Origin of the sequence: Lysinibacillus sp. FJAT-14222, from assembly GCF_001278875.1 — a bacterium.
GTDB classification, from domain to species: domain Bacteria; phylum Bacillota; class Bacilli; order Bacillales_A; family Planococcaceae; genus Lysinibacillus; species Lysinibacillus agricola.
Window position 1 is genome coordinate 20,065 of the sequence record NZ_LIYL01000069.1, and the last position, 20,408, is coordinate 40,472.

Consider the following 20,408-nt stretch of genomic DNA (forward strand, 5'->3'; position numbering starts at 1 on the left):
AGGCAAATACCCGCGGAAGCAAGGTGAATACCCGCGGAAGCAGGGTGAATACCTGCGGAAGCAAGACGAATACCCGCGGAAGCAGGGTGAATACCCGCGGAAGCGAGGTGAATATCCGCGGAAGCAAAGCAAATACCCGCGGAAGCAGGGTGAATACCCGCGGAAGCAAGGTGAATACCCGCAGAAGCAGTGAATACCCGCGGAAGCAAGGCGAATACCCGCGGAAGCAAGGCGAATACCCGCGGAAGCAGTGAATACCCGCGGAAGCAAGGCGAATACCCGCGGAAGCAGGGTGAATACCCGCGGAAGCAAAGCAAATACCCGCGGAAGCAAGGCGAATACCCGCGGAAGCAAGGTGAATACCCGCGGAAGCAGGGGAAATGCCGCCTGCAGCAACAAAGCGCCCAGCCGGAACGGAAATCAACCACACGTTATGAGCCAAATATTATTTTAATCAAAAGTAATCGCCATTCCAAAGTCTCTTTCTGAAGCAATATTTCTTGTGTAAACTACGTTCCGCCTAAAGACTGAATTTACGGTTTTAACCACTACAATTCTTTTCGTGCCTCTTCTCATTTGTTACAATACTATTGTAGAAGATGAAAGTGGAGGCAAAGTGAAAATGAAAATTTTACTCGTTGATGGCACAATGTTTGGTCGTAAAACAGGTGCTATTTTAGAGCAAGTGGAGCAATATGTTAAAGAATTAGATGCTAGTTTCGAATTAGAAATTATGCATTTTAGTCAATATAAGCATCAAATTGTAGACGGTTCACCATTAAACGATGATATGAAGAAAATGATTCAAAAATTTGAAGAAGCGGATGCGTATATTATCGCTACACCGATTTTCCAAGCATCAATTCCGGGCGTTTTGAAAAATGCATTTGACTTCTTGCATCCAAAAACAATGCGCTATAAACCAGTATCGATCGTAGCAAATGGTGGCACGTATCAGCACCATTTAGTAGTAGAAAATCAGTTGAAACCAATTTTAGACTACTTTCGTGCACTTGTAACTCCGAACTATGTATACACACACACATCTCATTTTGATGCAGATAATAATATTGTAGACGAAGATGTTCATAATCGTTTACGTGAATTGGCTCGTGTTTTTGTGCAGTACTGTGAAATGAGCAAAACATTGCCGAAAGAAACGATTGATCAACATTAAAATAAAGTTATCCCCTGTACCGTGGAAGGAAATCACTGTGCAGGGGATTTTTCTTTTCAAGTATTCTTTTATGATGTGATAAAATAGAACTTTAGTGAAACGGAAGGGAGGGCTGCTCATGCAGGACATCGCTATACTAGAAAAACAACGCTGTAGTCTGATTTTGACTAATAAGGCGAAGGAAGCGGTAGAGGAATGCTCAGCAAATGAGCATGCCTTTTTTGCGTTACAAAAAACATTCACCGTCTACATCGAAAAGCGCAAAGCAAAAACGCCTGGTGAAACGTTTTTATCGATTTATTTTAATGCAGAGCAAAATGAAAAGTTAACCGACGTCCTTGCAGAGAAAACAGCCATTATGGATTGCGTGCTAAAGGTTGAAGGATTGCTAGCTACAAATCTCCGTTTTGTACATATGCGAGGCCCAATCAATACAAATCGACGCCTACCAGTAGCATTACAATTCGTTACAAGACCTAATAATGGAGCAGGGATTCCGCTCGATCTTCATAAAAAAATAAGAGAGCTACCGATAGCTGAGGAGCGCACAGAATATGTGAAAAAGCGTATCTCGAGCTGGGAAGGCTATTTAAAAATTCAAGAACGTGATGCGACTATTGATGATATTCATACAGAGTTTAAGCAAAGCTATTTTAATGAAGATTTTACTAGGCTGACAATTGTCTGCCCTTATATAAAATCGAAGGAATGGAAGAAGCTTGAAGGGTTAAGTGTGAGTATTCAAGGGGTACGCGGTGAAATTGGACAAGTGTTAAAGGCTAATGCAAGGAAGCAGACAGTAGAAATTGACTTAAAACCTTTTGTGCAGGATTTATCACGTAAAGATCAGCTTAACCTTCGTTCTAAGCAAGCAAGCTTTAGTAATTTTGCGACATTGAGTCAAATTAGACGATTACGCAATGGTTTTACAAAGCTAGAAAAGGGTGAGGCGGTTAACCCCAATTTAGAGACAATACTATTTGAAAAACGCCCAACTGTTCGAACATCAAAGCTTCGAGAGGATATTGTTTTTCACAATAATTTAAACGAATATCAAAGACGGGCTGTTTTAGGAGCATTGTCTGTTGAAGATTTGTATGTGATTCAAGGACCTCCTGGCACAGGGAAAACAACCGTTATTTCTGAAATTTGTCAGCAAAATGTCAAGGCGGGCTTAAAAACACTTGTAGCTTCTCAATCAAATCTAGCAGTTGATAATGCATTAGGGCGACTTCTCTCTAATCAAGAAATTCGAATTTTACGCTATGGTAGAACCGAGAGCATTGAAGAAGAAGGTAAAAAATTTATTGAGGAAAATGTTGCGCTTCATTGGCGTGAGCAAACTCTCATAGCGATAGAAGAGGAAATCACAGCCTTTACACAACGTGAGCAAGAACTAAAATCTAGTATTATCAAAGCTGAAGAAGAGCTAGAAAAGCTTGAGGCATGGCTTGAGGAACTAACAAAAGAAATAGCAGCAAAAGAACAGGCCGCAATTGACGAGCCGATTTTACAGCAGGAAATACAAGCGTTAAAAAAAGAATTAAAGGCAGCAAAAGCTGAGCAGCAGGAGAACGAGGCACATAAAGAGCATTACGAAAAACAACTGGCGCAAATCGAGCCTACTGTAAAATCGCTTGAGCAGGCCCTTGCTGATAACCCATCAGTAGAACAGCTAAAACTTACTATAGAAGAAACTACTCAAAAGGTTGAGCAACTGGAAGCAGCTACTCAATATAAGGAGCTGCAAGAGCAAAAGCAGCATCTGGCACTGCAGTTCAAAGATTTCCAATTGAAATATGAAGAGGAAAGTAATCGTCTTCGATCAATGAAGGAAGCTGAAAAATATATCGATACTTTAACGTCCTATGAGCGAATTCAACGATTTTTACAGCACTATCACATTCGCCCATCCTATGTGCTGTCACAGCAAATTAGTCGTATACAGCATTTAGAGGATGCTAAAGATTTAGAGGCATGGGCAACCATCAATTCTCGGCTACAAAAAGCGATCGCAAAGCTTGAGGCATTGGCGTCAGATGAAGAAAAGGAACGTGCTCTTGCTAAAAGTAGATTACAGCCAGTTCAATCGTTTTCGTTGCAAAATCTAACAGGTGTTTTTGCCCAGCTCAATAAATCCTTTGAAGATGATCAAACACCATCTGCCGAGCAACTTGAGAGTTTCTTGCTCGGATTATATATGCGTCGTGATTTTGTCTGGCAAAAAGGTGTAGCTCTCAAACAACAACAAGAGCATAAAGATCAGGAATTTGAGTCATTGCGTAAAGGGATTGGAGGCTTATTACATCAAGAGTGTGCGATTACGAGCTTTGATGTTCAAAGCTTACAGCGACAATTGCAGCCATATTTACAGCATACAGAACGACTTCAGCAGTTAGCTGAGACGTTCCAAATTGATACTGAGCCAGAGGAGTCTGTAGAGCATTTAAAAATGCTTGTATCGCAATCAAAATCTTCTCTTCAAACAGCACGTCAACAGCTTGAGGCGGTTGAACAAGCTAATACACAGCTCCTACCAAAGAGAGCGGCACTTCAAACAGCGCAGACTAGCTTACAAGAAATTGAACAGCAGCTAGCACAATTAGAAGAAAGTATTAAAGAAATTAATATTGCTGGATTGAAGAAGGAGAAGCAGCTCACAGCTTACACAAACCTTCTACAATCAACACCAGAGCGTACTTCAGAGGAAGTAGAGGAAGCAATTGCATCCTCCAAAACAGCGATAGAGGAATTACAGCGCAAGGAACAGCAGCTGCCTCTTCGAAAAAAATTACAAGAGCAATGGCGTGACAAGCTACAAAACGCTACAGAATATGATTTGGATGAAATTCGTAAATTATATGTGCGTCATGCGAATGTTATCGGTACAACATGCGTCGCTTCAGCAAGTAAGGAATTTATGGAAAACTACCCGACATTTGATGTTGTCATTATCGATGAAGTATCAAAGGCAACACCACCAGAGCTACTATTACCGATGCTTAAGGGTAAAAAAGTTATTTTAGTGGGCGATCATCATCAGCTACCTCCACTACTTGGAGATGATACGTTGGAGGAAACGTTAAAGGCGATGCTAGATGAAAGTCCAAACTTTGACGGGGCGCAGGAATTAAAAAATTTACTGCGAGAATCGCTATTTGAACGCTTATTTAATAACTTGCCGCAAACTCATAAGCAAATGCTGGCATTGCAGTACCGAATGCATGAAAAAATTATGCACAGTATTACACCATTTTACGCAAAAGAGGAAAATGGCCTACAATGTGGTTTGCCAGATTCAGATGCAACACGAGACCATTGCTTAGAAGGGCAATTTGTTAAACGTGATGATCATTTGCTATGGGTCGATATTCCAACCGAAAAACCTTATTTAGAGGAGCAAGTAAAGGGCGGAACGAGTCGCTACAATGAGGGTGAATTACAAACTATTCGACGTATTTTAACCGATTTGAATACAGCTGTTATCGAAGCTAAAGCAGAGGGACGCATGCCTCAAGATGCACAAAAAAGCGTTGGGGTTATTAGCTTCTACGGGGAGCAAGTAAAGAAAATTAATCGCCTTCTGCAACAGGAATTACAGCTACCACATCTTCAATTTAGAACTGGGACAGTCGATAAGTTCCAAGGGATGGAGATGGACGTCATATTAGTCAGTATGGTTCGTAACACACCTAAAGGGGGAGACGTTGGCTTTGCAAAAGATTACCGTCGCTTAAACGTTGCCTTATCTCGTGCCCGTGAGCTATTACTACTTGTCGGAAGTGCTGAAATGTTTACCAAACGTGCGAAGCATCAAGATACACGAGAGATGTATAGCAATCTGTTAGAGACAGTGAAATCCTATAATGGCTTACGTGATCATGAAGGACAGGTGATGTAGATTGTCAAAATTACAGCAGCGCTTAATGCGTGAACTTCAGCAAAATCGAAATATTAAAATCGTTAAAACCAATGAATGGTGCATCCCGATTCGAACGGTAGAAGCGGCCTATGAGCCAGTTCGTCGTTCCACTATGGATGTCTTGATGACAATGCTGTTAATCAGCATACAGGAAGCGGATTTTGGAAGTGCACTGGAATTAAGTGAGTTATTACTAGTCGATCCGCTATTTATTGAGGATTTAGTATCATTAATGTCTCGAGTAAGTCTCATTGATAACGGGGAAGGCTTCTATAGATTAACATCTAAAGGGCAGAAACAGCTGGAACGTGGCATCTTTGAAGAGGAGCTAGATATTGAATTGGCGACCCTTTACTATAGTCCGTGTCACCTTGCATTTCTTGCTGTCGGCGAGGACAATATGGAAGAATATGATGATCTACCAGAGCTATATCGCTATGTGGACAAAGAGGCTGAGCAGCAGGAGCAATTTGAAGAGTCAATGTTAATAGAAGCGTTACAGCAAGAAGATGACGAAGAAGCTGAAGTTGGAGCCTCTCAAAAAATAATTTCAAAGATTGTTCAAACCGACGCAAAACAAATTAATGATATCCCATGCCTTGAATTTGTCCTTCACGATAAAGAGCAGGATATTGTATTTGTTCGTGTATGGAACTCGCTGTTAAATCAATGGGATCCTCACCTAGAGCAACAGCTCACAGAAAAAGAACAACTAGAGTGGCGTAAGCAATACTTATAAAACAAAAAACGAACGTGTAAAGCGTTCGTTTTTTTGTTTTGCTTTTTTAGGTGTATGTCGATAAAGCGGAAAAGTTGGGTGATAAATTATAAAAGTTAGGTGATAAATGAACAAAGTTGAGCGATAAATTCAAAAAATAGGGCGATAAAATGGAAAAAAGCCTCGATAAATTTTTAAGCTTGCATATATTAATACAAAAAAAGGAGGGGACAGATGTTTACGATTAGTTTATGTATGATTGTCAAAAATGAAGAATGTATTATTGAAAGATGCCTAGATTCCGTTCAGCATTTAGTGGATGAAATCAATATTATTGATACGGGCTCAACTGATCGTACAAAAGATATCGTCCAAAGCTATACCTCTCGAATTTTTGACTTTACATGGTGTGATGATTTTGCAAAAGCACGAAACTTTTCCTTTCAGCGAGCTACAAAAGATTTTATTTTATGGCTCGATGCAGATGATGTTATGACGACAGAACATCAGCACAAGCTCCTACAACTTAAGCAATCTCTTTATCATCCTAACGTAGATGCTGTTTTAATGGATTATTATGTAACGCTAGATGCAGATGGCTGCGTAGAAACTAGTGAAAAAAGATTTCGTCTCGTAAAACGTGCACGTAATTTTCAGTGGCAGGGTGCCGTCCATGAGTATTTAGATGTAACAGGCCAGCTCTATCATAGCGATATAGCCGTTACACATTTGCCAAGAAAAAGCGATATTTATCGCAATATTACTATTTATGAGCGTTTAAAGAAAGAAGGGCACCCATTTTCAGCTAGAGAAACTTTTCATTACGCAAATGAGCTTAAAGTTCATCAGCGATTTTTAGAAGCTATTAATCACTATCATAATTTCCTTGATTCCACAAAAGGCTCTGCCGATGATCAAATTCAAGCTTGCTTAAATTTAGCGGATTGCTACCAACAGCTACACGATTCAAAACAAGCAACCCAAGCTATTTTACAATCATTATTATATGATCGACCAAGACCAGAAATATGCTGTCGAATTGGTCATTTTTTTATGGAGCAATTGAAAAATAAAGAGGCTATTTATTGGTATTCACAAGCGTTACAGCAATCTATAGAACAGACAATGGCTACTCATAAGCCCGCTTATTCCACATGGCTTCCACATTTACAGTTAAGTTTGTTATACAATCGTTTGCGTCTCTATGAAAATGCACATCAGCATAATGAGGCAGCACGTAAATTTAAGCCAAATGATCAGCGCATACTAGACAACCGAAAATACTTGTTAACTCAGTTAAAGAAGTAAGCCCGTCATGGGAAGGGAACATCAATAAAATTAATATATATACCGTAACCAATTAACATCGATACAAAAACAACAATTGTCATAAAAATCACATTCCGAGGTCTGAAAGTTCGAGCATCCATTCATTCATCCCCTTTCGATTTTGTGAACATTCTGTTAACTCAACATATGTTTTAAGAGTTTGAGTATGCAGTTCATCGTCAACATTTTTTTGAAGCATAGAAAAAGAGCAAATTCACGCTAATTTTGAGTTTGCTCTTTAAATTAATCATTTTACCCGATCAGTCCTCAGACAATGACTATGATTGACACTAAGTAGATGGCTCTAAAACATTTGCTGCCCCGAACTTATGGTATATTAGACAGTACATAGTTAGTAAAGGAGTACGAATATATGGTTAAAATTGTAGTTATAGCTGAAAAACCTTCAGTTGCACGTGATATAGCAAATGTATTGAAATGTAATAAAAAAGGGAACGGATTTTTAGAAGGTGACAAATATATAGTTACTTGGGCATTAGGGCATTTAGTGACATTAGCTGATCCAGAAGCCTACGATAATAAATATAAAACATGGAATTTAGAAGACCTTCCAATGTTGCCAGAGCGCATGAAACTTGTGGTTATGAAGCAAACAGGCAAACAGTTTAACGCAGTGAAATCACAGTTAACACGTAATGATGTCAATGAAATCATTGTGGCTACTGATGCTGGGCGTGAAGGTGAATTAGTTGCTCGATGGATTATAGAAAAGGCAAATGTGAAAAAGCCAATTAAACGTTTATGGATTTCATCTGTCACAGATAAAGCCATCAAAGAAGGATTTGCTAATTTAAAACCGGGTAAAAACTACGAAAATTTATATGCTGCTGCTGTCGCTCGTTCTGAGGCAGACTGGTATATCGGATTAAATGCGACACGTGCTTTAACAACAAGATTTAATGCACAGCTGAACTGTGGCCGTGTTCAAACCCCAACTGTTGCAATGATTGCTGCACGCGAAGATGAAATTAAAAACTTCAACCCGCAAACGTACTACGGTATTGAAGCGCAAACAGATTCGTTAAAGCTTACTTGGCAAGACGCAAACGGTAATTCACGTAGCTTTAATAAAGAAAAAATCGACGTTATTGTCAAAGCATTAGGCAATCAAGATGCAAAGATTGCTTCAATTGACCGCAAGCCTAAAAAATCATTTGCCCCAGGTCTTTATGATTTAACAGAATTACAACGAGATGCCAATAAATTGTTTGGCTATTCTGCAAAAGAAACATTAAATATTATGCAAAAGCTATATGAATCTCATAAAGTGCTGACATACCCTCGTACGGATTCACGTTATTTATCATCTGATATTGTGGGCACATTACCTGAGCGTCTAAAAGCATGTGGCATTGGCGAATATCGTACATTAACGAATAAAATTTTAACTAAGCCGATTAAAGCAAGTAAATCATTTGTAGATGACAGTAAAGTATCCGATCACCATGCCATTATTCCAACTGAAGGCTATGTGAACTTATCGGCATTCAATGATAAAGAGCGTAAAATTTATGATTTAGTAGTAAAACGATTTTTAGCTGTATTATTCCCAGCACAAGAATATGAGCAATTAACAGTACAAGCTCAAATCGGTAATGAGAAATTTATTGCCAAAGGGAAAACCGTAACAAATGCTGGTTGGAAAGAAGTATATCAAAATCGTTTTGATGATGAAGAATCAACGGATGATGTCAAAGAGCAACTGCTTCCTCGTTTAGAACAAGGACAAGTGTTAAAAACAAAGCTAATTGCCCAAACATCTGGTCAAACAAAGCCACCAGCACGTTTTACAGAGGCGACATTACTATCTGCTATGGAAAATCCTACGAAGTATATGGAAACGAACGACAAGAAACTTGTAGATACGTTGAAATCAACAGGCGGGTTAGGAACAGTTGCAACACGAGCAGATATTATCGAAAAGCTATTTAATTCATTCTTAATCGAAAAACGTGGCGGCAAAGACATTTATATTACTTCAAAAGGTCGTCAATTGCTGGACTTAGTGCCTGAAGAATTACGTTCCCCTACGACAACAGCTGAGTGGGAGCAAAAGCTTGAGCTAATTTCAAAAGGTAAGTTGAAAAAAGACGTGTTCATCAATGAAATGAAAAAGCACACGAAAGAAATAGTTGCTGAAATTAAAGCAAGTGATAAAAAATATAAGCATGACAATATCTCAACAAAATCTTGTCCTGATTGTGGCAAGCCAATGCTTGAAGTCAACGGTAAAAAAGGCAAAATGCTTGTCTGCCAAGATCGTGATTGTGGTCATCGCAAAAACGTATCACGTGTTACCAACGCAAGATGCCCACAATGTAAGAAAAAGCTAGAACTACGTGGTGAAGGTGATGGCCAAATCTTCGTATGTAAATGTGGTTATCGCGAAAAGTTATCTGCATTTGAAGCCCGTCGTAAAAAAGAAGGTGGTGGCAAAGTAGATAAGCGCAGTGTACAAAAATACATGAAGCAGCAAGAAAAAGAAGCTGAACCGATTAATAATGCGTTTGCGGATTTGTTAAAAGGGATGAAGTTTGATTAAAATTTTGAGGGATTAGTTTTTCAGATGGGATTAACCTCCTCATAGTATGATGAAACAAATTTATACACGAGAAAAGGAAATATGTATTTCTTTTCCTCGTGGTCTTATTTTATTGATTTCCGAAATAGTTCTCTATTTTCTTTCTATTTCTGTAGTAATGCATAAAGATGATTACGTTAGTTTTTGTAAGTACTATAAATTTCCTAATGGAATTTATATTTATTTTTATGAAGAAACCACTTTAAATGGTGGTAATTTAAACAAAGAGTTAAGGAAGATTGAAAACAAAAAACATAATAAAAAGAAGGGGTAATAATTGAAATACGTTATAGCCGGCTTGATATTAATGGTTTTTTTAGTGTTTTATAACCAATCTTTAAAAGAGATCTTAAATACAATTAAAATAGGTAAAATCAAAAAAACAATTAATTCTCAGTATATAATAAATTTATTGAGTATAATATTAGCAGTTCTTTCTTTAGCTTTAACTCTAGACGATTCTCTAAAAATAAAGATAACCGAGGCTTCATCTGATTATATAATTATAATAATCGTTGGTTTTCTAATAACTTTAATTATGCTCTTAAATCATCTTAATGGAAAAAATGATAGAATTTTTGCACTTAAGGAAGATCTGAAATCGGACACAAAAGAACTTTGGAAAAGTTATAGCGATCTAGATAAGTTTTATAAAGAACAAAATTCTCAGAAATTCATGGAAAGTTTTGTGAAAAATAATTCTAATCTTATTTCAATTCAACGTTACGTGTATAGTACTTATATTAACGGTAATGGAATTATTATTAATATTCAGGGTAAAAATAGCTTTATACGAGAAAGTGCAGATTTAAATACAGTTGCTCAAGGCTATTATTTATTTAATACAGAGGATGTCCAGCGATTGCTTAAGGCATATGCGTTAAGTCAACAAAGTGTACATACTAAAAATTTAAAAGACGATGATTACAATTATGTAGAAAATTTATTCTTTCAATGGACTGAAGAACTATATGATAAACAAATTAGTGAATATACTGATGAAGATGCTATGAAATATCAATTACTTCTAATCCTAAAAGAATTACTGGAGATTGGTTTATCTATGTCTCCACCACTTCCATTTTCGGAGGAACAATTACATCAAATTAATCGAAGAAAATCAGGTATTGAAATAGCGACGTTTTTATTAAGAGATTATATAGATATACAATCTAAGAGAGTCTATTTTGAATATAAAGGTTTTTCAGACTCAAAAAAGAATAGGTTATATTCTAATGTACAGGTCATTAATCCTAATGGGGAAAAATCAGTGTTTGTCTTAGCTCATCATGGAGATTCTAACCTTGACGAACGAAGTAGATTTCAAAAAGTTGAAAACGATACTGATAAATTCATTGAATTGGTTAAAAATGAATTTAATTTTATGAATAACTAAAGAAATGCATGTTATAATAAATAAGGAGGTGTTAGATATGACTATTGAACCTAAAAAAGCTTTAACAATTGAAGATGTCCAAAGACAACGTAGAGAAGCTTTTGCTAAAAGGTATGAAGAAAAATTTGGGAAAAGTATTCAAGCGTCTACTAACAAACAAGATACTCCTCAACGTGGATTTGCTTTAAACTATTATGGAATTGAATCAAACTGGCTTTAATATTTGTCTTATATTGCTCATGTGCATTGTCGCATGAGCATTTTTTGTGTGCCTTGAAAACCCCCTGCTATGCTAGGGGGGCCGGAAAGCTTTTAGCTCTGGACAATAAAAGAACTCAAGTCAGGTCTGGCCAACCATTGAAAAAATGTAAGAAGATGAACGGTTATTTTTTGTATGCTTAAGTCGAGAAAGAAAAATTTGTTCCTTTTAATATGTCTAAGCAGTATGAGATAAACGGGAGATTTGGACCATTTTTAAAAAATCAAAATCACTCTATATATTGGGGTAGATTGGAATTTGAGAATTTATATGTAAAAAAGATAGATTTTAAAAAAACTGAAATACACTGTGCATTTCAGTTTTTTTATGTGCATTGTATAACATTGATGTCTGTTTTTATAGAGATAGTTGCTTGTTATAAACGTTGAAATAAATATGTACAAAAATGCTTGTTTAACCAAGTACGTTTTTGATTTCTTTTGTATATTACAACTTTACAGGGAGTGGCGAGCATGATAGCCTTGAACGGTTAGCCAGCCCTTGATATAGCTGGGTTCTAGGCTATCGAATCATGCGAGTAGAGGCTCCGTGTCAAGTTGTAATTATTCACGCACTTGTATAGAAACTTAGTAAATCAGTGAAAGTGTACATGATTAGACAAGCAAAAATGTACATTATTATTTTGACATTTACACTTGTATATAAAAAATGATGAAAGATATTTTGTTGTTAGAGAACCGATATTTTTTGGATATTTATTTTCGATATTTAAAAGTCTTAAATTCACATAAACAGAAATTTCAGAAAATATATTGAATTGTGAAAAAAACTGTGCTACTGTATGTAACATGAAAATGAAGTTTAAACTTCAAAAAATAAAATAAAAAGGATGCACTTCTTTGGTGGAAAATCAAACAATTCAACAAGTCATTCAAAATAAATATCAGGAGCTTTCAAAAAGTCAGCAAAGGGTAGCGATCTTTATCCTCAAAAATTTGCAGACTGTCGGTGTTCATTCAGCTGCATATGTAGGGGAAAAAGCCGGTGTGAGTGAAACGACGGTCATCCGCTTTTGTTACGCAATAGGATTATCAGGTTACGCTGAGTTGCAGCGTGAGGTAACGATGCACTTATTCAATGAAGGACATACTAGTAGCTTGCAAAATTATTTGCAATCGAAGCAGGCACTTTTTGAAACGCCACGTTTTTATGAAAAAACGATGGAAAAGGATGCATCGAGTATTTTAAACGTTGCTAAGAGCATTAACGAAGAAGATTTTAATCGTGCTGCCATCCTGCTACATACGAAGAAAAAAATCTATATTGCTGGGAATGGCTCCTCCCATTTAGCGGCACAATGGCTGTATTTTACGTTAAATATGTTACGTCCTAACGTTGTGCTTTTAGATTTTGAAACTAGTGAAATCATTAGAGCTTTACAAGAAATCGATGAGGATAGTGTGGTCATTATTTTATCGTTTCATCGTTATTTTAAAGAGCCGATTCAATTTGCAGCTGAGATTCAGGAAAAAAATTGCGAGATTATTGGTATTACAGATTCTAAAATTGCACCAATCACGCAATATGCGACGATTACCTTTGTGAATGAACAACAAGAAATGTCTACAATTGATGCTATGCCGGCTCTCATCTCATTTTTAAATACATTAATTGCGGGTATGACGGCACAAGATCACGACTATTATGAAAATCAGCGCGTAAAATATGATGATTTCCAAAATAGCTTTTTAGCAAATCGATGGAGTTGAATAAAATGAACGAAGCTTTACAAAATTTACAGCCGAGATTGGCGGAGATTTTTACACATTTACATGAGCATCCAGAAATTAGCTGGCAGGAGAAGAAGACAACGCAGTACATCGCAGATCTATTGAAGGAGGCGCAGATGAAGCCTCAGCTTTTCGAAGATATGACTGGACTGTATGTAGATATTGGGAAAGGGACACCGAGAGTTGGATTTCGTACGGATATAGATGCACTGTGGCAGGAAGTAGATGGTGAATTTAAGGCTAATCATTCCTGCGGTCATGATGGACACATGACGATGGCCATTGGGACGGCACTAGTGTTAAAGGATATGGAGAATTTACTTCCTGGTGCGGTACGTATTCTTTTCCAGCCTGCTGAAGAAAAGGCACAGGGCGCTTGCGCATTCGTTGAGAAGGGGCTTATTGATAATCTAGAATACTTATTTGGTGTCCATGTTCGTCCGTTAAAAGAATTACAGGACGGAACGTATGCCCCGGCATTGTATCACGGTGCAGCAAAGCTTTTTACTGGGACAATTATAGGGGAAGAGGCACATGGTGCACGACCAGAACTCGGTATTAATGCTATTGAGGTAGGGGCAGCGATTGTCGAAGGTCTACAAAAAATTTGGACGGACCCGAATGTCTCAGCGTCGGTCAAAATGACGCAATTTAATGCAGGAGGTACCTCCACGAATATTATTCCTGGGAAAGCAACATTTAGCATTGATGCAAGGGCGCAAACAAATGAAGTAATGCAAGCTATCACAAAAGGCATTGAACGCGTGAAGGCATCGATAGAAGCAATGTATGGTGCAAAAATCACCTTAAATGTAGATGCGCATATTGTTGCAGCATTAGTTAATGATGAGGCATTACAGCATATGAATACAGCTATTATTGAAGTGGTTGGTGAAAAGGCATGTGCTTTACCAGTCGTCACTCCGGGAGGAGAGGATTTTCATTTTTATACGTATGAGCGTCCTAATCTTAAAGCAACAATGCTGGGCTTAGGTTGTGGTGTAACACCCGGATTACATCATCCGAAAATGACGTTTAATCGAGAGCGGCTTATTACAGGTGTGAACATTATCACGAGAGCTATTTTACGAGCTTTATAAAGTGAAACTTCATTTTACTGGCCGTTAATACGGAATAAAGAACAGAAAGAAGTGATAGCAATGATTGACGTAAGGGAAATAAAGACAATCGAACAGCTTGAGCAAGTTCAACAATTGGAATATAACGTCTGGGGCATGCCTCCTATACCAATTCATCAAACTTTAACAGCTGTGAAAAATGGAGGTGTTGTTGTCGGTGCCTATGATGGTGATCAATTAGTTGGTTTTAGCTATGGCTTTTCGGGTTTTCGAGAGGGTAAAAGCTATTTATGCTCCCATATGTTGGGGATAGATGAGAATTACCGCTCTCAAGGAATAGGCGAAAAATTAAAATATGCCCAGCAAGCAATTGCTATTGAGCGAGGCTATGATTTAATGGTGTGGACCTTTGATCCGCTTGAAACGCGTAATGGTTTTCTAAATCTGTCCAAATTAAATGGTATTTGTTATACGTATATAGAAAATTGCTACGGTGAAATGCAGGATGGCTTAAATAAGGGACTGCCTTCAGATCGTTTTGAGGTGAGCTGGCATATAACTTCTAATTACGTAGGCAAGAAGGTTTCAATAGATGCAACGAATGTCATACCAGTGGCAAGCTATGTACTAAATGAGCAAGGTTTTCCACGCTTAGAATTGACGGAAAATTTAAAATATAATGAGGATTTCTATACATTGCCTGTACCAAAGGATTTTCAAGTATTGAAGGCGCAAGATCCGGCATTAGCGTTGGACTGGCGTTTCAAAACGCGACATATATTACAACGATTATTTGCACAAGGTTATGCGGCAGTTCAATTGCAGCAGCGAGAAAATTACAACGAGTATGTTCTAGCAAAATTAGAAACTTTAGGTCTGGGAGGAGCAAACTAATATGAAAATTACAGAAATTACAATTCGACATGTAAAGATGAAATTAAAAGAACCATTTACGACTAGCTTTGGCACATTTGATGATAAAGATTTTTTAGTTTTAGAGGCAAAGGATGAATCAGGAACTATTGGTTGGGGAGAATCTGTTGCGTTCCACTCTCCATGGTACAACGAGGAAACGCTTCAAACGAATTGGCATATGCTAGAAGATTTCTTAATTCCTCTTATATTAAATAAAGAGATTCATCATCCAGATGAAGTGAATGAGCTATTTCAACCAATTCGCAAAAATAATATGGCGAAATCAACGATTGAAGGTGCTATTTGGGATATTTATGCCCAACAGACAAATCAATCACTCGCAGCTGCACTCGGTGGCAAAAAGGACAAAATTGAAGTAGGTATCAGTATCGGTATCCAAAAATCAATCGAGGACTTAGTAGCGTTAGTAGATGGTTTTGTTAAAGAGGGCTATAAACGAATGAAAATTAAAATCAAGCCGGGTTGGGATGTAGAAGTAATGCGTACATTACGTGAAACGTTCCCTGATGTGGCGTTTATGGCGGATGCGAACTCAGCTTATCGTCTTACAGATGCCGAAACGCTCAAGCAACTGGATGCTTTTCATTTAACAATGATTGAGCAACCATTAGCGTCAGACGACATTATTGACCATGCAGCATTGCAAAAATTAATCGATACGCCAATTTGCTTGGACGAAAGTATCCATTCATTAGAGGATACACGTAAAGCTGTTGAGTTAGGTAGCACTAAAATTATTAACATTAAAATCGGACGAGTTGGTGGCTTAACGGAAGCAAAGAAAATACATGATTATTGTGAAGTAAATAATATTCCAGTTTGGTGTGGAGGCATGTTGGAGTCTGGTATTGGTCGTGCACATAATGTGGCATTAACTACATTATCGAATTTTATTTTACCTGGAGATACAGCAGGCTCAAGCCGTTATTGGGAAAAGGATATCATTGATCCTGAAGTAGTGGTGAAGGATGGCTATATTGAAGTACCTCAAAAGGCAGGTATCGGCTATGAAGTAAATAGAGAGACGGTCGATTCATTTACAGTAGCACAGAAAACATATAAATAATGCGGGTTGAGTAGTATTAATTCAATATTGATCTTGTTTCATACAAAATGACAAGAAATTGATGATTAGTACATGAAGTAGAAGGCGGTCACTCCAACGGAGAAGCAACCGCCTGCCACTAGGGTGAAGTAGAGTTGATGAGTTTGCTCATATAAATAGATAAGTAGGTGTTCTATGAAAAAAAGTTGGCAGATAGGTGGCGCATTTGTAGGATTAATCGTTGGAGCTGGCTTTGCATCAGGACAAGAAATTATGCAATACTTTACGAGCTTTGGTCTTTACGGTATTGCAGGAGGAATTGTCGCAACAATCGCATTTGCATTTTTAGGGATGAGTCTAGCGCAATTAGGAGCAGACACACAAACGACATCACATAAAGAGGTTATATATCAAATTGGTGGGCGTTATGTAGGGGTTTTATTAGATATAGTCATTACGTTTTTCTTATTTGGTGTTGCCGTTGTTATGTTTGCTGGATCGGGGTCAACATTTGAGCAAATGTTTGGAATAAGCCCGATGATTGGCAGTATTTTTATGGTAATCATGACGATTTTAACATTGCTATTAAATGTAAAAAATATTATTAATATAATAGCTTTAGTGACACCATATTTAATGGCAATCGTTTTTATTATATTAATTTACTCCATTTTCACAATGGACTTAACAATTGCAGAACAGAATGCTTTAGCGAAAGAACAAACATCTGCAGCTTCAAATTGGATAATGGGGGCACTGCTCTATGTTTCTTATAACATAGCTGCTGGTACTGCGATGTTAATTGTTATGGGTGGAACAGTAAAAGAGCGCAAGGTTGCCGGTTTAGGCGGTTTTCTTGGCGGTTTAATGCTTGGTGTTCTAATAATACTTATTAATATTGCTTTGTTTGTTAAAATGGACGTTGTTGGTGGGGTAGCAATGCCAACATTAGAGCTAGCAAAACAAATTCATCCTGCAGTGGGTGTCTTAATGTCCATTGCTTTATTAGGCATGATGTACAATACAGCTGTAGGAATGCTTTATGCATTTACAGTACGTTTTATAGCGCCTGATCATCAATATTTTAAAATAGGCATTGTGGTCATTGGTTTAATAGGCTTTGCTGCAAGTTTAGTAGGGTTTACGACATTGGTTGGAAAAGTATATTCAACAATGGGGTATTTAGGCTTTGCATTAATCATTGCGATTATCATCTCGTGGCTACGTAAAATAACGGCAACTGCATAGGGATAACCGATATCCGTCATTATTATGAATGATTAAAAAGAACATTAATAAAAAAATTTATAAATCTAGTAGTTATAAGGGCTAGTAATGACTTGTAGTTGGTAGACAATCTATAATTCTAATAGAAGGAATGGTATAATTAGAGGATAACAAAATAAAGGTTTTTAAGGGTGATTGGCAGTCTTCTCTATTTACTCCTCATTAGTAATTTTATTTACTAGTGTTAACGGAGAGGAAGGAGGGATTGCTAATGTCAATATTCGAAGCATTAAGCATAGCTATTGGTCTTGGCACTTTAATCGTAGCTGTCTTAGCTTTATCCTTTACTTTTTCGCAAAAAAAGTAAAAGCACCCTTTCAAACCTAGGCCATAGGGTAGGGTGCTTTTTACTCTATAATTTTGTGCCAATCGCTCTTGAAGCGTTTGTTTTGTTACTTAGACCGTTTGGTGTTATCAGCACCATTCGGTTTTTTCTTATTTATATTATATCATATCATATCATATCATAACAATTCCATTTAACATGAATTTCTCACTACTGTCCCCGTTTTCACCTTTACCACCGGTTTCGGTGCATACATAAATCCTAAAAAGAAATCTATAGAAAATATACGCAGTGCAAACGAAAATTTTTGAATGATAGTAGTGATGAAATTAAACGATCAATCATACAGTAAATGTATCTATTAAACATTCGAGGGTGTTTTTATTTTCTGCTTTAAGTTATGTAAATTCTCACAAAAGGTATTTTAATTCTACTTTATTGCTAGACACCAATTTTTGTGAATGCTATATTAATGGTGTCATAGTTTTTTTATAATTTAAGAAAAATCAGGTTTCATCACCAAGAGATGGGATGGCCCAAAACTTTTTCTAATTATAAGGAGTGATGGAGTAAAGAGTTATAAGAAGGATGATAGATGCCTATGGTAAAGAAAACGTTAAAACAACGCATTGTTGACGCTTCCGTAGTGCTATTTCAGCAAGATGGCTATCACAATGTAACTGTTGATCGCATTGTCGAATATATTGGTGCATCAAAGGGTGGATTTTATCATAATTTTAAATCGAAAGATGAACTATTGTATGAAATTCATGATGTATTTATTTCTTATGTTATTAAACGGTCACAGGAGGCATATGACAAATACGATACACCGATTACTCGTTTATGTGCAATGCTACAAACGCTGACACAAGTATTTGATATGTATCAAGCACATATTACTGTTTTTTATGAGGAAAGTCGTTCATTGCCAGAGGAATATAGTGAAATTATTCATAATAAACGAGACCAATATCGGGATATTTTACAAAAAGTCATAGAGGAAGGCCAGCAAACAAAGGATTTTCGTACAGAACTACCTTGTACTATTGTAACGATGGCTATTGTTGGGATGATCAACTGGACATACAAATGGTTTAAACAAACAGGTCCATTGACAATGGAGGAAATTACAGAGGTATTTACGGATATGGTATTGCGTGCGATTGTCACTGAACAAGCAATGGAAGAAGCAGTTCAATTTATGGTAAAGGGGAAGCCAGCAGCAGAGACTGGTTTTATTAATTTTTAAAACAAACCGACTAGTCGGTATTCATCTTCATTCAGTTACCACTGAATGAAGATAAAGCCTCCGGTGGATGTCACGGATTTTGAAAGGAATGAATTGTGCTGGCACAATTCAAAATCCGGACGCAATTACGCCAAGGCGAAATTGATTTTTGTGTGCAACTGTCGTCTGAACGAAATCTGCTATGGCAAATTAAAAATTAGGGGGACTAGGGATGAACTTTGAACTAACGAAAGAGCAAGCGATGATTCGAGACATGGTGCGTGATTTTGCTGAAAAAGAAATTAAACCGTATGCTCGGGAGGTTGACGAGACATCGACAATGAGAATAGAGAGCTTTCAAAAAATGGCAGAGCTAGGCTTATTGGGTATCCCATTTCCTGAGGAATATGGTGGTTCAGGCGGAGATACGGTTTCCTACGCGCTTGCTGTTGAAGAAATCGGCCGTGCGTGTGGTGGCACAGGATTAAGCTATGCAGCAGCAGTTAGCTTAGGTGCTTCGCCTATTTACAACTTCGGCACAGAGGAGCAAAAGCAGGAATGGCTTGTTCCGTTAGCGAAGGGTGAAACGTTAGGTTCATTTGGCTTAACAGAGCCTAATGCAGGTTCAGATGCTGGTGGGACACTAACAACAGCCGTAATTGATGGTGATGATTACATCATTAATGGTGAAAAATGTTGGATCACAAATGCTGGCTATGCACGTCAAATTATTGTGACAGCAGTGACAGGTAAACGTGAAGATGGTAAAAAAATTATCTCATCTATCATTGTACCAACCAATACTCCTGGCGTAACCATCAACTGCAATTACGACAAAATGGGCGTACGTGGCTCTAATACGTGTGAGATTGTTTTGCAAAATGTTCGTGTACCAAGAGCTAATCTTTTAGGAGATGAAAAACGCGGATTTAGTCAATTTTTAAACACTTTAGATGGAGGACGTATTTCCATTGCTGCATTATCTGTAGGAATTGCACAAGCTGCTTATGAGAAAGCATTAAAATACGCAAAAGAACGTGAACAATTTGGTGCACCCATATCAAAACTTCAGGCTATACAATTTAAATTAGCCGATATGGCAATGGAAATAGAGCTTGCGCGTACGTTAGTACATAAGGCGGCATGGCTTAAAGATCAAAAGAAACCATTCGGGAAGGAAGCGGCAATGGCAAAATTATTTGCTTCTGAAATGGGCTTCCGCACTTGTAATCAAGCCATTCAAATTCACGGCGGTTCAGGATATATGAAAGAATACGACGTAGAGCGTCATCTACGTGACATTAAGTTAATGGAAATCGGTGAGGGAACATCTGAAATTCAACGTCTCGTTATTTCTCGTCTAATTGGCTGTTAATCATATTAAATAGCA

Annotated in this window: 18 protein-coding genes; all 18 read left to right on the forward strand. The window is 37.5% G+C overall.

Annotation, left to right across the window (positions count from 1 at the left end):
* Nucleotides 1-193: hypothetical protein (locus AN161_RS29280; protein WP_198926955.1), on the forward strand; the 193-nt coding region annotated here is incomplete at its 5' end.
* Nucleotides 190-489 carry a hypothetical protein gene (locus AN161_RS29285; protein ID WP_143115093.1) on the forward strand — a complete coding sequence of 100 codons (300 nt, stop codon included), beginning with the start codon at nt 190-192 and terminating at the stop codon, nt 487-489. The genes AN161_RS29280 and AN161_RS29285, both read left to right, overlap by 4 nt.
* 133 nt (nt 490-622) lie before the next feature.
* Nucleotides 623-1,177 carry an NADPH-dependent FMN reductase gene (locus tag AN161_RS26965; RefSeq protein ID WP_053597395.1) on the forward strand — a complete coding sequence of 185 codons (555 nt, stop codon included), beginning with the start codon at nt 623-625 and terminating at the stop codon, nt 1,175-1,177.
* A 118-nt stretch (nt 1,178-1,295) separates the two neighbouring features.
* Complete coding sequence (locus tag AN161_RS26970) at nt 1,296-5,078, forward strand: AAA domain-containing protein (protein ID WP_053597396.1); 3,783 nt, start codon at nt 1,296-1,298, stop codon at nt 5,076-5,078.
* A gap of 1 nt (nt 5,079) precedes the next feature.
* The gene (locus AN161_RS26975; RefSeq protein WP_053597397.1) at nt 5,080-5,838 is read left to right on the forward strand and encodes a hypothetical protein; all 759 of its coding nucleotides are present in this window, start codon (nt 5,080-5,082) and stop codon (nt 5,836-5,838) included.
* 213 nt (nt 5,839-6,051) lie between these two features.
* On the forward strand, nt 6,052-7,125 hold the full coding sequence (locus AN161_RS26980; RefSeq protein ID WP_053597398.1) for a glycosyltransferase family 2 protein: 1,074 nt from the start codon (nt 6,052-6,054) through the stop codon (nt 7,123-7,125).
* A gap of 394 nt (nt 7,126-7,519) precedes the next feature.
* Nucleotides 7,520-9,709, forward strand: coding sequence for a DNA topoisomerase III (locus tag AN161_RS26985; RefSeq protein WP_053597399.1), 2,190 nt, complete (start codon nt 7,520-7,522; stop codon nt 9,707-9,709).
* Nucleotides 9,710-9,755: 46 nt separating this feature from the next.
* Nucleotides 9,756-10,022 (forward strand): hypothetical protein, encoded by a 267-nt coding sequence (locus tag AN161_RS26990; protein ID WP_053597400.1) that lies wholly within the window; start codon nt 9,756-9,758, stop codon nt 10,020-10,022.
* A gap of 3 nt (nt 10,023-10,025) precedes the next feature.
* The gene (locus tag AN161_RS26995) at nt 10,026-11,144 is read left to right on the forward strand and encodes a hypothetical protein (protein WP_053597401.1); all 1,119 of its coding nucleotides are present in this window, start codon (nt 10,026-10,028) and stop codon (nt 11,142-11,144) included.
* A gap of 37 nt (nt 11,145-11,181) precedes the next feature.
* The gene (locus AN161_RS27000) at nt 11,182-11,364 is read left to right on the forward strand and encodes a hypothetical protein (protein WP_053597402.1); all 183 of its coding nucleotides are present in this window, start codon (nt 11,182-11,184) and stop codon (nt 11,362-11,364) included.
* A gap of 902 nt (nt 11,365-12,266) precedes the next feature.
* On the forward strand, nt 12,267-13,133 hold the full coding sequence (locus AN161_RS27005; protein WP_053597420.1) for a MurR/RpiR family transcriptional regulator: 867 nt from the start codon (nt 12,267-12,269) through the stop codon (nt 13,131-13,133).
* Between the two features lie 5 nt (nt 13,134-13,138).
* Complete coding sequence (locus AN161_RS27010; protein WP_053597403.1) at nt 13,139-14,254, forward strand: M20 peptidase aminoacylase family protein; 1,116 nt, start codon at nt 13,139-13,141, stop codon at nt 14,252-14,254.
* Between the two features lie 60 nt (nt 14,255-14,314).
* Entirely contained in the window at nt 14,315-15,127 is an 813-nt protein-coding gene (locus AN161_RS27015) for a GNAT family N-acetyltransferase (protein WP_053597404.1), read from the forward strand.
* A 1-nt stretch (nt 15,128) separates the two neighbouring features.
* Nucleotides 15,129-16,235 carry an o-succinylbenzoate synthase gene (gene menC / locus AN161_RS27020; RefSeq protein ID WP_053597405.1) on the forward strand — a complete coding sequence of 369 codons (1,107 nt, stop codon included), beginning with the start codon at nt 15,129-15,131 and terminating at the stop codon, nt 16,233-16,235.
* Nucleotides 16,236-16,409: 174 nt separating this feature from the next.
* Nucleotides 16,410-17,462, forward strand: coding sequence for a hypothetical protein (locus tag AN161_RS27025; RefSeq protein ID WP_053597406.1), 1,053 nt, complete (start codon nt 16,410-16,412; stop codon nt 17,460-17,462).
* Between the two features lie 250 nt (nt 17,463-17,712).
* Entirely contained in the window at nt 17,713-17,808 is a 96-nt protein-coding gene (locus AN161_RS30890; RefSeq protein WP_220443508.1) for a putative holin-like toxin, read from the forward strand.
* Between the two features lie 580 nt (nt 17,809-18,388).
* Nucleotides 18,389-19,039, forward strand: a complete 651-nt coding sequence (locus AN161_RS27030) for a TetR/AcrR family transcriptional regulator (protein ID WP_053597421.1) — start codon at nt 18,389-18,391, stop codon at nt 19,037-19,039.
* Nucleotides 19,040-19,250: 211 nt separating this feature from the next.
* Entirely contained in the window at nt 19,251-20,393 is a 1,143-nt protein-coding gene (locus AN161_RS27035) for an acyl-CoA dehydrogenase (RefSeq protein ID WP_053597407.1), read from the forward strand.
* Nucleotides 20,394-20,408 lie beyond the last annotated feature (15 nt).

Bases quoted from the DNA above. Each gene is read 5' to 3' on its own strand.
- AN161_RS26965 (WP_053597395.1), top strand. From the start codon at position 623: ATGAAAATTTTACTCGTTGATGGCACAATGTTTGGTCGTAAAACAGGT.
- AN161_RS26970 (WP_053597396.1), top strand. From the start codon at position 1,296: ATGCAGGACATCGCTATACTAGAAAAACAACGCTGTAGTCTGATTTTG.
- AN161_RS26980 (WP_053597398.1), top strand. From the start codon at position 6,052: ATGTTTACGATTAGTTTATGTATGATTGTCAAAAATGAAGAATGTATT.
- AN161_RS26985 (WP_053597399.1), top strand. From the start codon at position 7,520: ATGGTTAAAATTGTAGTTATAGCTGAAAAACCTTCAGTTGCACGTGAT.
- AN161_RS26990 (WP_053597400.1), top strand. From the start codon at position 9,756: ATGATGAAACAAATTTATACACGAGAAAAGGAAATATGTATTTCTTTT.
- AN161_RS27000 (WP_053597402.1), top strand. From the start codon at position 11,182: ATGACTATTGAACCTAAAAAAGCTTTAACAATTGAAGATGTCCAAAGA.
- AN161_RS27010 (WP_053597403.1), top strand. From the start codon at position 13,139: ATGAACGAAGCTTTACAAAATTTACAGCCGAGATTGGCGGAGATTTTT.
- AN161_RS27015 (WP_053597404.1), top strand. From the start codon at position 14,315: ATGATTGACGTAAGGGAAATAAAGACAATCGAACAGCTTGAGCAAGTT.
- menC (WP_053597405.1), top strand. From the start codon at position 15,129: ATGAAAATTACAGAAATTACAATTCGACATGTAAAGATGAAATTAAAA.
- AN161_RS27025 (WP_053597406.1), top strand. From the start codon at position 16,410: ATGAAAAAAAGTTGGCAGATAGGTGGCGCATTTGTAGGATTAATCGTT.
- AN161_RS30890 (WP_220443508.1), top strand. From the start codon at position 17,713: ATGTCAATATTCGAAGCATTAAGCATAGCTATTGGTCTTGGCACTTTA.
- AN161_RS27030 (WP_053597421.1), top strand. From the start codon at position 18,389: ATGGTAAAGAAAACGTTAAAACAACGCATTGTTGACGCTTCCGTAGTG.
- AN161_RS27035 (WP_053597407.1), top strand. From the start codon at position 19,251: ATGAACTTTGAACTAACGAAAGAGCAAGCGATGATTCGAGACATGGTG.